General features: G+C 46.4%; 15 protein-coding genes. 9 read left to right on the top strand and 6 right to left on the bottom strand.

Annotated features, from left to right (window positions below):
* On the bottom strand, positions 1 to 381 hold the full coding sequence (locus tag QJR74_RS09930) for an ArsC family reductase (protein WP_304371710.1): 381 nt from the start codon (positions 379 to 381) through the stop codon (positions 1 to 3).
* 374 nt (positions 382 to 755) lie between these two features.
* Here QJR74_RS09930 and ansP point away from each other — a divergent pair, with 374 nt between their 5' ends.
* Positions 756 to 2,225 carry an L-asparagine permease gene (gene ansP / locus QJR74_RS09925; RefSeq protein WP_304371709.1) on the top strand — a complete coding sequence of 490 codons (1,470 nt, stop codon included), beginning with the start codon at positions 756 to 758 and terminating at the stop codon, positions 2,223 to 2,225.
* Positions 2,226 to 2,527: 302 nt separating this feature from the next.
* Here ansP and QJR74_RS09920 read toward each other — a convergent pair whose 3' ends face one another.
* Entirely contained in the window at positions 2,528 to 3,796 is a 1,269-nt protein-coding gene (locus QJR74_RS09920; protein ID WP_304371708.1) for an MFS transporter, read from the bottom strand.
* Positions 3,796 to 5,223 (bottom strand): M20 family metallopeptidase, encoded by a 1,428-nt coding sequence (locus QJR74_RS09915; RefSeq protein WP_304371707.1) that lies wholly within the window; start codon positions 5,221 to 5,223, stop codon positions 3,796 to 3,798. The genes QJR74_RS09920 and QJR74_RS09915 overlap by 1 nt, the downstream gene beginning before the upstream one ends.
* Positions 5,224 to 5,375: 152 nt before the next feature.
* On the opposite strand from QJR74_RS09915, the gene QJR74_RS09910 reads away from it, so the two are divergent.
* Entirely contained in the window at positions 5,376 to 6,260 is an 885-nt protein-coding gene (locus tag QJR74_RS09910; RefSeq protein ID WP_304371706.1) for a LysR family transcriptional regulator, read from the top strand.
* Positions 6,261 to 6,555: 295 nt separating this feature from the next.
* On the opposite strand, the gene ampH is transcribed toward QJR74_RS09910, so the two are convergent.
* The 3 genes from ampH to amiA form a co-directional block, all read right to left on the bottom strand.
* Complete coding sequence (gene ampH / locus QJR74_RS09905) at positions 6,556 to 7,692, bottom strand: D-alanyl-D-alanine-carboxypeptidase/endopeptidase AmpH (RefSeq protein WP_304371705.1); 1,137 nt, start codon at positions 7,690 to 7,692, stop codon at positions 6,556 to 6,558.
* Between the two features lie 143 nt (positions 7,693 to 7,835).
* Positions 7,836 to 8,744 (bottom strand): oxygen-dependent coproporphyrinogen oxidase, encoded by a 909-nt coding sequence (gene hemF, locus QJR74_RS09900; RefSeq protein WP_304371704.1) that lies wholly within the window; start codon positions 8,742 to 8,744, stop codon positions 7,836 to 7,838.
* A gap of 37 nt (positions 8,745 to 8,781) precedes the next feature.
* Entirely contained in the window at positions 8,782 to 9,645 is an 864-nt protein-coding gene (amiA, locus tag QJR74_RS09895) for an N-acetylmuramoyl-L-alanine amidase AmiA (protein ID WP_304371703.1), read from the bottom strand.
* A gap of 173 nt (positions 9,646 to 9,818) precedes the next feature.
* Here amiA and QJR74_RS09890 point away from each other — a divergent pair, with 173 nt between their 5' ends.
* The 7 genes from QJR74_RS09890 to cysA all read left to right on the top strand — a co-directional run bounded on the left by QJR74_RS09890 (position 9,819) and on the right by cysA (position 15,255).
* Entirely contained in the window at positions 9,819 to 10,244 is a 426-nt protein-coding gene (locus QJR74_RS09890; protein ID WP_048912396.1) for a GNAT family acetyltransferase, read from the top strand.
* Between the two features lie 9 nt (positions 10,245 to 10,253).
* On the top strand, positions 10,254 to 10,688 hold the full coding sequence (locus tag QJR74_RS09885; RefSeq protein WP_304371702.1) for a DUF2919 family protein: 435 nt from the start codon (positions 10,254 to 10,256) through the stop codon (positions 10,686 to 10,688).
* 75 nt (positions 10,689 to 10,763) lie between these two features.
* Positions 10,764 to 11,378, top strand: a complete 615-nt coding sequence (locus QJR74_RS09880) for an RpoE-regulated lipoprotein (protein WP_304371701.1) — start codon at positions 10,764 to 10,766, stop codon at positions 11,376 to 11,378.
* Between the two features lie 125 nt (positions 11,379 to 11,503).
* Complete coding sequence (cysP, locus tag QJR74_RS09875; RefSeq protein WP_304371700.1) at positions 11,504 to 12,514, top strand: thiosulfate ABC transporter substrate-binding protein CysP; 1,011 nt, start codon at positions 11,504 to 11,506, stop codon at positions 12,512 to 12,514.
* Positions 12,511 to 13,344, top strand: coding sequence for a sulfate/thiosulfate ABC transporter permease CysT (gene cysT / locus QJR74_RS09870; protein ID WP_304371699.1), 834 nt, complete (start codon positions 12,511 to 12,513; stop codon positions 13,342 to 13,344). Before cysP ends, cysT begins: the two co-directional genes overlap by 4 nt.
* Positions 13,344 to 14,189, top strand: coding sequence for a sulfate/thiosulfate ABC transporter permease CysW (cysW, locus tag QJR74_RS09865; protein WP_304371698.1), 846 nt, complete (start codon positions 13,344 to 13,346; stop codon positions 14,187 to 14,189). The genes cysT and cysW overlap by 1 nt, the downstream gene beginning before the upstream one ends.
* Positions 14,179 to 15,255 (top strand): sulfate/thiosulfate ABC transporter ATP-binding protein CysA, encoded by a 1,077-nt coding sequence (cysA, locus tag QJR74_RS09860; RefSeq protein ID WP_304371697.1) that lies wholly within the window; start codon positions 14,179 to 14,181, stop codon positions 15,253 to 15,255. Before cysW ends, cysA begins: the two co-directional genes overlap by 11 nt.
* Positions 15,256 to 15,333 lie beyond the last annotated feature (78 nt).

Genomic DNA, 15,333 nt, shown 5'->3' with positions numbered 1-15,333 from the left:
TTAACGCGCTCCCTGAATAAAGGTTGACCACGCGGCGGTATCGAAGCCTACCAGCATCTCGCCATCCGCCCGCACCAGTACTGGTCGCTTAATGACAGCAGGGTACTCTAACATGATCTGACGGGCCGCAGCTGGGTCGCTGGCATTCTGTTTTTGATCTTCAGAAAGTGTACGCCAAGTGGTGCCGCGTGTGTTTAGCAATGCTTTGATGCCCAGACCTTTAATTAGTTGGTCCAGTAATGTTTCGTCTAAGCCTTGCTGACGGAAGTCATGATAAGTGGCTTCGCAATGATGTTCAGAGAGGTACTTGCGTGCCTTTCTTACGGTGTCACAGGTTTTAATACCATAGAGGGTAAGGGCCGGCGCGGTTACTTGAGTCATGAGACAGTACTACCTAATTATTAAGTCAAAAGATCACGGTTAATCAAGGATAATGCCGCATTTAGCCCATATTTTCTACCCTTTGATGGGTGGGAAACCCTTGTCGCGTAGCGTTTTTCGGTCGACAGAGAAACTGTGAACAGTATCATGAAATGAGTTAAACCTTTTTATAAATAAAAAACCTTTATTAACAATGACTTGTATTGTTTTTTAACTAAAAGAGCAAACGTTAACGTAGATTAATTCTTTACAGGGCTTTACGAATTCAGCGACTTGCAGGTAGGATTCATCACCCTCTGGATAAATTCGCCAATTTTCACCTGTGCTGATGCGGTAGAGGGGATTTGCTGTAGAAGTGGACAAACAGGAAAACTATGAAAAATACAAAAAAAACAGCGGCTGATTTACAGCACGCCAGACGTAAGTGGTTAAACTCCCATGACTCCGGATATCGTAAGGAGATGGGGAACCGTCAAGTACAGATGATAGCAATTGGCGGAGCAATTGGTACCGGGCTTTTTCTCGGCGCAGGGGCACGTTTACAACTCGCAGGTCCAGCCCTCGCACTGGTTTATTTAGTCTGTGGCATCTTCTCATTTTTCATCTTGCGTGCACTGGGAGAATTAGTCTTGCACCGCCCATCAAGCGGTAGCTTCGTCTCTTATGCCCGTGAGTTTATGGGTGAGAAAGCCTCCTACGTGGCAGGCTGGATGTACTTTGTGAACTGGGCGATGACCGGCATCGTGGATATCACTGCCGTGGCGCTCTATATGCACTACTGGGGAGCCTTCGGCGATATCCCACAGTGGGTGATTGCATTGGGTGCGTTAGCGATTGTGGGCACCATGAATATGGTCGGGGTTAAATGGTTTGCGGAGATGGAATTCTGGTTTTCGCTTATCAAAGTCTTGGCCATCGTGATTTTCTTAGTGGTGGGTGTAGTCTTCTTAGGAAGCGGTAAACCCCTCGACGGTAACACGACAGGATTCCACTTGATCTCTGATAACGGAGGCTTTTTCCCACATGGGATAATGGCTGCCTTTGTCTTAGTGCAAGGGGTCGTATTCGCTTTCGCCTCAATCGAGTTAGTCGGTACGGCGGCAGGAGAGTGTAAAAACCCTAAAATCATGGTACCCAAAGCGATCAATAGCGTGATCTGGCGAATTGGTCTGTTCTATGTCGGTTCGGTGGTATTACTTGTTCTGCTACTGCCATGGAATGCCTATCAAGCGGGTCAAAGTCCTTTTGTGACATTCTTTAGTAAATTAGGCGTACCCTATATCGGTAGTATCATGAACATCGTGGTATTAACGGCGGCATTATCGAGCCTTAACTCTGGCCTATACTCGACTGGACGTATCTTACGTTCTATGTCGATGGGTGGTTCAGCGCCACGCTTTATGTCCAAAATGAGTCGCCAGCAAGTGCCTTATGCCGGGATTCTTGCCACGATTGTCATCTACATCTTCGGTGTGGTACTGAACTATTATGTGCCAAGCCAAGTGTTCGAAATCGTTCTGAACTTTGCCTCATTAGGTATTATCAGTTCATGGGCCTTTATCGTGCTGTGTCAGTTACGTTTACGTAAAGCGATTCGCGAAGGTAAAGCGGAAGACATCTCCTTCAAACTCCCTGGAGCGCCGTTCACGTCTTGGTTGACGCTGTTGTTCCTAGCGAGCGTGTTAGTGCTAATGGCTTTCGATTATCCGAATGGAACTTACACTATTGCCTCAGTACCGCTGATTATTATTCTATTAATCATCGGCTGGTTCGGAGTGCGTAAACGAGTACACGAAGTGTCGTTACGTGAGCAGCAACATCTTTCTGCGCATCACGAAGAGTAGTTAACTCGGGGATAAACCCTAGGCGGGTACAGCATAAAAACGGTATCGTCATAGACGGTGCCGTTTTTTTACTTATTTTTTTTTCGTAAAGTCTGAATAATTAAGCCTGTAAAAAGTTATTTATCGGAATTACCGATTCAATAAAATGCGAGATATTCACCAAAGACTGATAGCTTAATTATTCATCAGTAACAAATGACTGAACTTATAGTCATGGGTAACGAAATATTATTTATTAGTAAAAAGGCCACCTTCTTTAAGGCGGCCATATTCACTAAATTAATCAATGTTTAGAAGCTATATCATCTAATTTGAGAAACTTGATAGGATTTCGCCCGAAAGAGTGCATAGCTACTGAATATCACTAACGCCATTAAATAGTAGCCTGGCGCTAATGAAGTCCCAGTAAGGTTAATCAAGAGGCTACATATTAATGGGGCAAAACCTCCAAATACTGTCACTGCAACGTTATAACTAATAGCCATTCCGCTAGCTCGCGTATCGATAGGGAATAAATCAGCCATCATTGAGGGCAGCGTAGCGAAATAGATCGACTTTAGTAAAGCCAACCAACTGACTAATAAGACTAATAAAGTAGTGGTATGATAATTCACCACTACCCTAAAAGCAGGATAGATGGTCAATATGAGCAGTGTGAGTGAGGTCCACATTAAGGGGCGTCTTCCTATTTTCTCTGCCATCAGTCCTACCAATGGTGTTACGACCGTTAAAATAACGCCACCCATCAAGGTCGCGGCGAATGCACTTTTACTGTCTAAATGTAAATTTTCGGTGGCAAATGCCGGAATATAATTCAACATATAATTAATACCGGTAGAAATAACCATCAATCCTATGGCAAGAAATAATGGCTTATGCTGACTAGCAATTAAAATTTTCAGAGGAGAATGAGCTGTTTTCTTTAAAGTGAAATGAACTGGCTCTTGAATATTACGGCGTATGTAGAGTCCAACAGGCCCAATTAGTAATCCAAAGATAAAAGGTATCCGCCACCCCCATTGTTGGAGATCATCTTCTGAAAGCCATTGCGTTAATCCTAAGCCGAAGGCTGAAGCAAGTAATGTACTTGCGCCCTGTGTGGCAAATTGCCAACTAGCAATAAAAGCCTTACGTTGTGGAAAATGTTCGACTAAAAAAGCGGTGGAACTTCCAAACTCTCCTCCAGCAGAGAACCCTTGAATAAGCCTCGCGAGTAAAATTAAAAGTGGAGCAGCCAGTCCTATTGTTGCATAACCGGGCATCAAAACGATCATTGCGCAGCCAATGGTCATAAGCGTTATCGATAAAAGCAGGGCATTTTTTCTGCCATATCGATCCGCATAGCTTCCTAGAATAATGGCACCCAGTGGTCGGATGAGAAACGATATCCCAAAACTTCCAAAAGTGAGTAACATCGAGACTGATGTATCTTGTGTTGGGAAGAACTCATTAGCGATATAACGGGCAAAAAAAGCATAAACGGCAATGTCGAACCATTCAAGGGCATTACCGACACAAGTCGCGAAGAGCGTTTTATACAAAGGTGGGGTTGTGTAGCTCGTCGCATCCATTATGAATCCCCCTGTTTTTGTTGATAACTACGATGATTGGCAACGATCTCCAACCCTTTTTCACCAAACTCCCAAAATAAGTGCGTCATTATTTTTAGCCCCTCTTTGGCAATGGACTTCAACATATGTTCATTAGCGCCATGCTGACCGCAACTCGGGTAGGAGTGAGGTATCCAAAGCGTTGGGAGTTTTAAGATATTTGCGAAGACGTCATTAGGGAGAGAACCACCGAGGTTAGGAAGTAAAGTTGCTTTTTTACCACTGCTTTTTTGTATGGATTCTAGCGCCCAATCGACTAAAGGATTATTAGGATCCAGCCTGGTGGCCGCTGAGCCTCGTAGTACATCGACTATTACATCATTGAATCCCTGTTCTACTAAGTGTTGTGTGAGGTAAGTACCGATATTCTCCCAATCAGTATCGACGACAAAACGTAACTGGCAAATCGCTGTGGCTTGACCGGGTATGGCATTCATAGCGCAATCAATCTTTCCTGCATTCATAGCCAATATTTCTAAAGTATTCCAGCCATAGAGACGTTCAACAGGCGTGAGCCCCGACTCGCCCCAATTAACGTCGATTTCTGGACTATTTGCACTAGGTCTCAACGTAATGTCTCTGAGAATTTTACGCATATTTTCAGTGATAGCAGGGGGTTTTAACCCATTAACCAGTATCTGTCCCTGACTGTTGACTAATGTACTTATCGCGTTGCAAAGACGTGTAGCGGGATTTGACAGTAATCCCCCCCAGTTACCGGAATGATAATCGCTATCTCGAGCATTAATGGATAGCTTAACGTTGACTGCACCTCGAGAGCCAAGAAATAAGGTCGGGCTAACAGCATCGACTCTTGGGCCATCCGAAGCAATAAATACATCTGCGCTTAATGCGTCGCTATGCTGCTGGCAGATGGTTGCCAGTCCAGGAGAGCTGACTTCTTCACCCATTTCAAAAAGGAACTTACAATTGAAACCGAGACGACCACCGCGGAATTGGTAAATCTGTTCTAATGCCGCAATATTGATAGAATGTTGGCCTTTATTATCAGCACTGCCACGTCCATACCAACGATCATCCTCCTCAATCAATTGCCATGGTATTAATCCTTCTCGCCAACTTTCTTCTTCCCCAAACACAACATCACCGTGCCCGTAGCAAAGTAGGGTGGGTAAAGACGGATCTTCGATACGTGTCGCTAATAGCATAGGCCGTGCTGGAGCCGACCTATTAGGCAGAGTTGTGATTATGAAACCGATTTTTTCAAAAGCGGGGGTAATTTCTTGTTCTAGATAAAGTCTAATTTCATTATCACGATCATCACGTTGGCTCTCTGAACGGATGGCGATTCGCCTAGCTAAGACGTTTTTAAATTCCCCACTATCAAACCAAGTGGTTGCGGCATCCATAACTTTTTCTGCTGTCATATCTCTGTCCAATTTGTATTTTTTTATGTTGTATGAGTAATCTAAGTGAGGGGTGAGCTTTGATACAATCAACAAAAAAACAAACAAGCGTTGCTATAAAAGCAAGGCTGACCTGCACGAATAAGTAGCATGCACTTTTTAGAGGCAAATTTATGCTAACGACTGAAGTCCGATATTTCCTTGCAGTGGTTGACGCGGGTTCACTCAGTGCTGCGAGTCAGCATCTCTTTGTAGCAACCTCTGCAATTAGCCGCCAGATACAACAATTAGAAGATAAGACGGGAGTCCCTCTATTTGAGCGGCATGCTCGTGGTATGACATTGACTGAGGCTGGACGTATTTTTGAGCGCCATGTGCGCCAGAGTCAGCAAGCTATGGAAAGCACGCTCTCAGAGATGAAAGGACGTACGGCTTTACAGCGTACAACCATCAATATCGCCTGCCCCGATGGTTTAGCGTGGAACCTACTGCCTGCATTGTGTTCACAGTTTCGCCAGCAATACCCTTCGGTTAGCTTTCATCTTAAAGTGGGAAGTTCGAGTCAAATCTTAGAAAACCTTAACCGTGGAGGCTGTGACTTGGCGTTACAGTTTTGCTTGCATTCAGAACGTAGAGTACAGGTACTGGGGAGCTGGCCTGCGCCGATTATGGTGGCGATGTCTGCGAAACACCCCTTAGCAGTAAAGTCATTTAGCCTACAAGACCTAAGTAGTTATCCCATCGCCTTACCTGATCAAACCACCACAGTTCGCCAGCTTTTTGATTTATCCTGTCAATTACATGGGGTATTTATCGAACCAATGTTTACCTGCAATAATTTTTCATCTCTCTATCATTTTCTGATGCTTAATCCTTTGGCTATCACTTTTTGTAGTCAATTTACGATAAGGTCTGAGGCTAACGATCCACCATTCATCATGCGGAATTTACTCAATAACACTTTAGCTGAACGAACCCTTCAACTTCATCAGCTACCCGGACGATATCAAACGGCATCGGTAAAACTCTTTATCAATTTTTTAGAGAAGGCTTTATAACAGCATTGGGATCGGTCTTCAGAGGGAACTATCAGGGTGAGATAAATTCTTTCAAGCCAATACAATCCTCTTCTAATCAGCTTAAAAGTGAAAGGGGACTTAAGAGAAAATCGCGGTTGACCTGTATTTTTTAGCGCTACACGGCGAAGACTCTTAGTCAAAAATTCGATTGGCTCGGCTTCATTGGTTTCAATGAATAATTGAATGGTAAGTTATCGATAATACTCAGTAAGTCTCACTGCATAGCTGAATAATTCAGGCCACCTCGTTGAATGATGGCCTGATGCATTGAAGGTTAACGGTTATTGACTAAAGCCGTCACCAGTTGGTTAGCCCCTTGGCTCATTGGGGTAAAATGGCTGCCTGGTGCACGGGCAACAGCAATAAAGACACCGACGTTACTACGCGGATCCATCACAATATAGGTCATAAAACCGCCGCCACCACCGGTTTTTTCGACCAGCGCTGGTTGGCTTCCCATCGCATCCATATGGACCCACCCTAATCCTAAACCGCTAGCAGGGCCCGCAACATCCATACCGTTCATCCGTACTAACTGACTACGCGGATAGACTACTCGCTGTAAAGTGCTGGCGAGGGGAGAGCGAGGTCGAATTGAACTGGATAGGAACTGCTGCATCCAGCGTTCCATATCGTCAGCTGTCGAGTACAGTCCACCACTGCCAATCGCCGCGAGGGTGTTATTACAAGGGCTAGCATGATCGCGTGGAATGATTAATCGACGACACTGATCGGGGGAAGGTGTGAAGGTCGTATCTTTCATTCCTAACGGACGGGTAATTAACGATTGCACTAACTGAGGATAGGGCTTTCCGCTGGCTTGAGAGAGCGCATCAGCGAGGTAATCAAAGCCTAAATTCGAGTAAGCGGCAACGGTACCGGGAATTGATTTTAGCTTGGCATGCTGCAGCCACTGCCAGCGTGAGGATTTTTCCGGCCAGATAAAAACGGGGCGGTTTGCGCGTCCACCCGGCATCTCGCGGGGAAGTCCTGCGGTATGCGTCGCAAGATTTTGTAACTTAATAGTGTAACCGCGAAAAGCCGGGACGGTCATCCCTTTAGGTGTGTATTTGCTCAACGGATCGGAAAGCTTGACGACACCTTGTTGGTCCAGTTTAACCAGAGTTTCGCTGGTGAACAGCTTACTGATGGATGCAAGACGGAAAACACTCTCTTTCGTTGGGCGAACACCGCTTCCTCGACGGGTCTCACCCGCGCTGGTGAAGTAGTGTTGGTTACCATCAATCACTACCATCGTCATACTGGCCGCGGCGGTCTGTTGGTAAATTTGTTGTGCATAGCGTTGCACGATATCGGCGCTAACTTGCGGAGCAACTCTCGGGGTAGCAAAGCTGGGACTGGTTGCAGAGATAATGAGCGTTGCAACAAGGGATAATGTTAGTTTTTTCAAAGGAGAGCGGTCCATAGACAGTGAATAGAAGTCAGAACTGATAATAGCGGGTTTACAACACGCTTATTAGAAAAAGGACGAATTATTATGTTTCTTTTTATAAGCAATGATGATGGCTCGGCAGTCGACACCGAGCCCTTACATTATAGCCAGTCTCGCACGATCAAAAAATCTTCGGTCAGTCTTGCCTCTGGAGAATCTGCCTCTGTTTGATAATCATATTCAAAGCGAACAAGCGGAGGCATCGACATCAAGATAGATTCAGTCCGACCCCCACTTTGGATCCCAAAGAGTGTGCCGCGATCCCATAATAGATTGAATTCAACATAACGCCCACGCCGGTAAAGTTGGAATTGTCTTTCGCGATCGCCGTAAGGCGTTGCATGGCGTCGCTTAACAATCGGAAGGTAAGCGTCTAAAAACCCTAAGCCAACGGCCTGCATAAAGGCGAAGCAGTGTTCGAAGTTCGGGGTATTCAGGTCATCAAAAAAGAGTCCACCAATACCGCGTTGCTCATTACGATGACGTAAGAAGAAATATTCGTCACACCATTTTTTATAGTGTGGGTAGACGTCATCACCAAATGGGCGGCATAGGTCAGCAGCGGTTTGATGCCAATGTTGGGCATCTTCTTCAAAACCGTAAAAGGGTGTTAAATCAAAGCCACCGCCAAACCACCAGACTGGCTCTGCATCGGGTTTTTCAGCAATAAAAAAACGGACATTGGCGTGGCTGGTCGGGACGTAGGGATTATTAGGATGGATGACTAACGAGACTCCCATCGCTTGAAAGCTTCGTCCGGCTAACTCCGGGCGATGGGCGGTGGCTGAAGCAGGCATTTGGTCGCCATAAACATGGGAGAAGTTTACGCCCGCTTGCTCGAACAGTTTACCTTGAGTGAGAACGCGAGTCCGCCCGCCACCACCTGCTTCTCGAACCCAGTCATCTTCGAGAAACGAAGCGTGGCCATCAAGTTCGGCTAATTGTTGACAAATAGTATCCTGTAACGACAGGAGGAATTGTTTTACTTGCTCGATTGTTTGCGTACTCATGATCTGTTTCTACAACCTTCATTGAACATTAAATGAATCAACTGACTCGGCGATTACGGCGTTGCTGTTCATTATAAAAGTTGACGATACCATCAGAAATAGCGCCAGCAATTTTTTTACGAAATGCTGTGGTGCCAAGTAGCCTCTCTTCACTTGGGTTAGTAATGAACGAAGTTTCTACTAACACAGAGGGGATAGAAGGGGACTTTAATACGGCAAATGCAGCTTGTTCGGTATGTTGACTGTGCAAATGGTGCACGGGACGAATCGTATCGAGAACGTGCTTGCCAAGCGTTAGACTGTTTTTAATGGTGTCGGTCTGAACTAGGTCGAATAAGATTTGCTGCAAGTATTGGTCTTTTTGTTGCACTTTAAGACCGCCAACCGCATCGGCATTATTTTCACGATCAGACAGATAACGTGCCATCGCACTACTAGCCCCGCGGTTGGAGAGGGCGAAAACCGAGGCGCCACGAGCAGAGGGGTCAGTATAGCCGTCAGCATGGATTGACATAAAGAGTGATGCCCCATGCTGCGACGCAATTTCGACCCGTTGATAAAGGGGGATGAAATGATCACTGTCACGCGTTAACCGCGCTTCGATATGTGGGTGATTACTCAATAATTGGCGTACTGTATTGGCAATCTCTAGAACAACATGCTTTTCCATCGAGCCTTCTTCACCGACCGCGCCAGAATCGATGCCGCCATGACCGGGGTCTAGCATGACAATAAATTTCCCCGATTGACTCTTTTTTGCTGCCGAATGGCGTTGACGAGATACCGGGATCCGCGACTCTTCGGCCAGTACGGCGCGTGGCGAAAGCACAGCCAACGCGAGACCGGAAAAGAGTAATTGGCGGCGATTGACTAATTGTTTCAGTGAGGCCAATTTTTTCATTAGATTCAGATCCGTGAAGAGTTAATGAGAATTACTATTAATAATTAGGTTATATAATAACATTAGCGATATTGCTAACATTGAAATATTTCAGGCTTTTACCGAGTATTGCCTTTTCTAACACCCTACTACACACGCATAATAGTTGGTTTTCGCCGAGGGGAGGTCAAAAAATGGAAATTCGTGTTTTTGAACAACAAGATATCGATGAAGTGATTACGCTTTGGGAGCGTTGTGATCTGTTACGGCCTTGGAATGATCCTGAACTCGATATCGAACGTAAATTACGCCATGATGCTGATCTTTTTCTTGTCGTTGTCCTTTCAGGACAAATCGTAGGGAGTGTGATGGGGGGCTATGACGGTCATCGCGGCTCAGCCTATTATCTTGCCGTTCATCCTGATTACCAAGGACGCGGCTTTGCCAATGCATTGATGAACCGATTAGAGAAAAAGTTAATTGCTCGAGGCTGTCCTAAGCTCAATCTTCAAATCCGTGATGATAATGATTTGGTGTTGGGATTTTATGAAAAATTGGACTACGAGATTAATGAAGTCACCAGCCTTGGAAAACGCTTGATCGAAGATCGTGAATATTAATCGCCTCCGATGATGGACGATTTTGATATCGAAGCAGATGGGAGTGCGGCCCCTCTACCCTTTTTGCTGTGGGCTATTTTGTTATATCAGGCTCGTGCTTGGATATTGTTGGTGATGGCAGGCGCCTCACGGCAACAAGGTGACACGCTCTTACGCCTGTTTGTGCCGGAGACTTCGACCTTTTATATCGGTTTAGCGATGGGCTTACCGGCGTTAATCTGTATGGGGCTTAGTGGCTACCGTCAACGTTTTCCCCGTAGCTGGCGCATCTGTCGCTATACTTTGCTTATCAGTGGGGCTCTGCTCTGCGCATGGCAATTAAGTCAATGGAATAGAGTCGCTTTAGAAAGTTCGCCGCTGTTACTGCTGTTAACCTTGTTCGATCTGTTAACTGAAGCCGCGTTACTGACAATGAGTCGCCTAAAACGGTGTTTCATTCAATAAAAAACGCGTTACAGTAAACTTTTTCAGCGAAGATCACTCCTAGTAGCATTGATCTACTATGCAAGAGGAATAGAAATGAAAGCGTTACCCTGTGCACTGTTTGCCAGTGCGGTACTGCTCAGCGGCTGTGCGGGTTCCAGCCACCAGACTGAGACATCAAGCAGCAGCGTCCATTGGTGGAATCCTTTAAGCTATAGCTGGTCGTCCGCACTGCCTTGGAACTGGTTTGGCGCTTCAATCGCCGTGAGCGAGCAAGGGGTGGGGAAAATTACCCGTTCAACTCCCTTTAACGCTGAGGCGATTAGTCAAGGTATTGGTAGCGACTATCGGATCCGCCAAGGAATGGGAACGCGTAATGGGCAGATAGAAAGTTATATCCAAGCGATGAAAGATCAACAGGTCGCGATGACGTTCTATGGCGATGGGTCGGTTAATAAAATCAGTGTATCGGATAGCGAAGTAGGCACCCCTAAAGGTATCGCATTTGGTGCACCGTTCTCAGCACTTTTCCAAAAAGCTTATGGTAACTGCCAACCAGGCCGTGATAGCCAGCATGTACAATGTAAAGTGCCAAACAGCCAACATCTTGACGTTATCTATCAAGGCGAGTTTAGTGGACCATCGGGCATCATGCCTGCAGACGCTACGCTTAAACAGTGGACACTCTCTGAGATTATTTGGCACGCCTAGCCGTTATATATTTTTTAGCAATTACACAGCAGTAATCGGTATATAAAACCATTACTGCTTTTTTATGCTTATAAATACACTGATTACTTCTAGATTGACTGAGGTTGAGATTGGAATTTTCAGGTATGAAGAGAGGGTACAAATCATCGGTGGTAGGCCTACTGTTGCTTGCTGCACCGTCTGCCTATCCAGCTCAGTTACTCAATAGCTCTTACGATGTGTCACGCGAGCTATATGAACAATTGAATCCAGTGTTTATCCAACAGTGGGATAGGCAGCATCCCGAAGATAAACTGACTATCCGTCAATCACATGGTGGCTCTTCTAAACAAGCTCTTGCTATCTTGCAAGGGATGCGTGCCGATGTGGTGACCTTCAATCAAGTGCCTGATATTCAAATACTGCATGACCGAGGGTCACTGATCCCAGAGGATTGGCAGCAACGCCTAGCCAACAATAGCTCACCTTACTACTCGATCATGGCGCTAGTCGTTCGCCGTGGCAATCCCCTCCATATCGCAGCGTGGCAGGATTTAGTTAAGCCAGGCGTGAAGCTTATCTACCCCAATCCTAAAACTTCCGGAAATGGTCGTTATGCTTGGTTAGCGGCATGGGGGGCATTGTCTATTGCTTATGGGCATGATGATGCCGCTGTACGTAAAGCCATGCGGCAATGGATAAACAACACGCAGGTTGCCGATATTGGTGGGCGTGGGGCAACCCAAAGTTTTGTGAATCAGAAATTGGGCGATGTGTTGATTACTTTTGAAGCTGAAGCTCGTACGTTGCAACAGCATTATCCTGACCAGCACTACCAAGTCATCATTCCGCAGACTAATATTAAAGCGGAATTTCCGGTGACGTGGATTGATCGCAATACTGAGCGCGATCATTCTACTGATCTTGCACAAGCTTACTTAAATTTCCTTTACCAACCCGAGGCGCAAAATATTTTAACGCGTTTTTATTACCGTACTTACCACGCGACACCAAGTGCTGTGGCACAACAACATTTTACACCCGTTCATTTTTTCACGGTTGAACAGCAGTTTGGCTCATGGCAAAAAGCCATGCAGTCTCACTTCGCACCGCAAGGGGAGTTCGATACATTGCAGGCAGCAGGGTCATCACTATGATTTTTTCACGTCAACGTCGCGTTTTACCAGGATTTGGCTTGAGTCTTGGGACAAGCTTATTCTTTACCTGTTTGATTTTACTATTACCGGTCAGCGCGTTATTGATGCAGTTATCGCAGATGACGTGGGCTGAATATTGGCGAGTCATCAGTGACCCACAATTAGTCGCTGCTTATAAAATTACGCTATTATCGGCCGCGATAGCGTCATTATTTAACGCCGTATTTGGAACATTAATGGCATGGGTACTCACGCGCTACCGTTTCCCGGGCCGGACATTTCTGGATGGCTTGATGGATCTCCCTTTTGCTCTACCGACTGCCGTTGCCGGTTTAACGCTTGCGGGATTATTCTCGTCGAATGGGTGGTATGGTCATTGGCTGGCAGAGCACGGTATTAAGGTGACTTACACTTGGTTAGGGATTGCCGTCGCGATGGCTTTTACCAGTATTCCCTTTGTGATCCGTACCGTCCAGCCAGTGTTGGAAGAGCTAGGTCCAGAATATGAAGAAGCCGCGGAAACCCTAGGCGCACGCCCTAGTCAGGCCTTTTTCAAGGTCATTTTGCCCGAAATTGCTCCATCACTGCTTGCCGGGACCGCGCTCTCTTTCACACGTAGTTTGGGGGAGTTTGGCGCAGTCATCTTTATTGCCGGTAATATTGCATGGAAAACGGAAGTTATCTCATTACTCATCTTTGTTCGCCAGCAAGAATTTGATTTCCCAGCTTCTAGTGCTATCGCCTCGGTGATTATGGGGGCATCGTTAATCCTGCTATTCACAATCAATACATTACAGAGCCGTTACGGGCGTCGTTTAGGGGGTAAATAATGGCTGTTTCATCACGCCCTTGGACGAAGTGGATACTGATTGGTTTAGCGTTGCTCAGTGCCGCACTCTTTTTGTTAGTGCCGCTCGTCTATATTTTTTGGCAGGCCCTCAGTGAAGGGGTAGGGGTTGCCCTGCATAATTTGCGTGACGGCGATATGTTGCATGCCATTTGGCTAACGGTCTTAATTGCACTGATTACCGTGCCCGTAAATCTACTTTTTGGGACTTTACTGGCTTGGTTAGTCAGCCGCTTCAATTTCCCAGGTCGGCAGTTTTTACTGACCTTGTACGATATCCCCTTTGCTATTTCGCCAGTAGTGGTTGGCTTACTCTATCTCCTCTTTTGGGGAATAAATGGTCCGGCCGGCAGCTGGCTAGATGCGCATAATATCCAAGTGATGTTTACCTGGCCGGGAATGGTATTAGTCACTATTTTCGTTACCTGTCCTTTTGTGATTCGGGAGTTAGTACCCGTAATGCTCAGTCAGGGGAGTCAAGAGGATGAAGCAGCGATTTTGCTGGGCGCAAATGGCTGGCAAATGTTTCGTCGTGTCACGCTACCGAATATCAGATGGGCGTTGCTGTACGGCGTGGTGCTAACTAATGCGCGAGCTATCGGCGAGTTTGGCGCGGTATCCGTCGTCTCAGGTGCGATACGCGGCGAGACTTACACGCTTCCTTTACAAGTAGAACTTCTCAACCAAGATTACAACACTGTCGGGGCTTTCACGGCTGCGGCTTTACTCGCCATGATGGCGATGGTCACCTTATGTTTAAAAAGTGTACTGCAATGGCGCTTAGAACGTCAGCAGCACGGCGCACAGGCAGGCGAAAATGAGCATTAATATTAACCAGATTTCCAAATCCTTTGGTCAAACTCAGGTATTGAATAATATCAGTCTTGATATTCCATCCGGTGAGATGGTGGCGTTACTGGGGCCGTCTGGATCAGGAAAAACCACGCTGTTGCGTATTATTGCTGGGTTAGAAAATCAGAATGCAGGAGAAATCCTGTTCCACGGACGTGACGTCAGCCAAGTTCATGCACGGGATCGTCAGGTCGGCTTTGTTTTCCAACATTATGCGCTATTCCGCCATATGAACGTCTTCGATAATATTGCTTTCGGGCTGACCGTGATGCCGCGTAAAACGCGGCCAAGTAAAGCGGTAATCCGTGAAAAAGTGATGAAGCTTTTGGAGATGGTACAGCTGAAGGAGTTCGCTAAACGCTATCCAGCGCAACTTTCCGGTGGACAAAAGCAGCGGGTGGCTTTAGCAAGAGCTTTAGCGGTCGAACCTGCAATATTATTACTCGATGAGCCTTTCGGGGCCTTAGATGCACAGGTACGCAAAGAGCTACGTCGTTGGCTACGTCAGTTGCATGAAGAACTTAAATTTACCAGTGTCTTTGTCACCCATGACCAAGAAGAGGCTATGGACGTGGCCGATCACATCGTGGTGATGAGCCAAGGAAATATTGAGCAACACGGTACTCCGCAGCAAGTTTGGCAGCAGCCAGAAAGCCGCTTTGTGTTGGAGTTTTTAGGGGAGATTAACCGCCTATCTGCAACGGTATCCGGGCAATCTTTACAGGTAGGGCAGCAGCAGTGGCAACTTAGCCAACCTTATGCAGCACAGGGACCTATCGACCTCTTTCTCCGTCCTTGGGAGCTGACCTGGTCAGCGCAGCCCGATGCACTGCATCGCTTACCGGCGACAGTACTCGAAGTAACGCCACGCGGCCATTTTTGGCAACTGAGTTTGGACGTGGAGGGGCTGGACGTAGATCCTCTCTCGGCTGTCAGTCAAACCTTGGTCGCCCCTGAGCGAGGGACCACGGTTTACCTTAATCTGGCGCAAGCGCGAGTGTATCAACAAGACAATCTCTTAGCGCCACTTGCCTTTAATTAAACGTACTGATAATTTCAAGGTCAGCATTGCCATCAGCCTAGGTTCTTACCTAGGCTGATGGCGTTCGAGCGATAGGAT

Source organism: Tatumella ptyseos, assembly GCF_030552895.1.
Taxonomy (GTDB): Bacteria; Pseudomonadota; Gammaproteobacteria; order Enterobacterales; family Enterobacteriaceae; genus Rosenbergiella; species Rosenbergiella ptyseos_A.
Note: the sequence above shows the minus strand (reverse complement) of the source record. Positions and strands in the feature narration are given on the sequence as shown.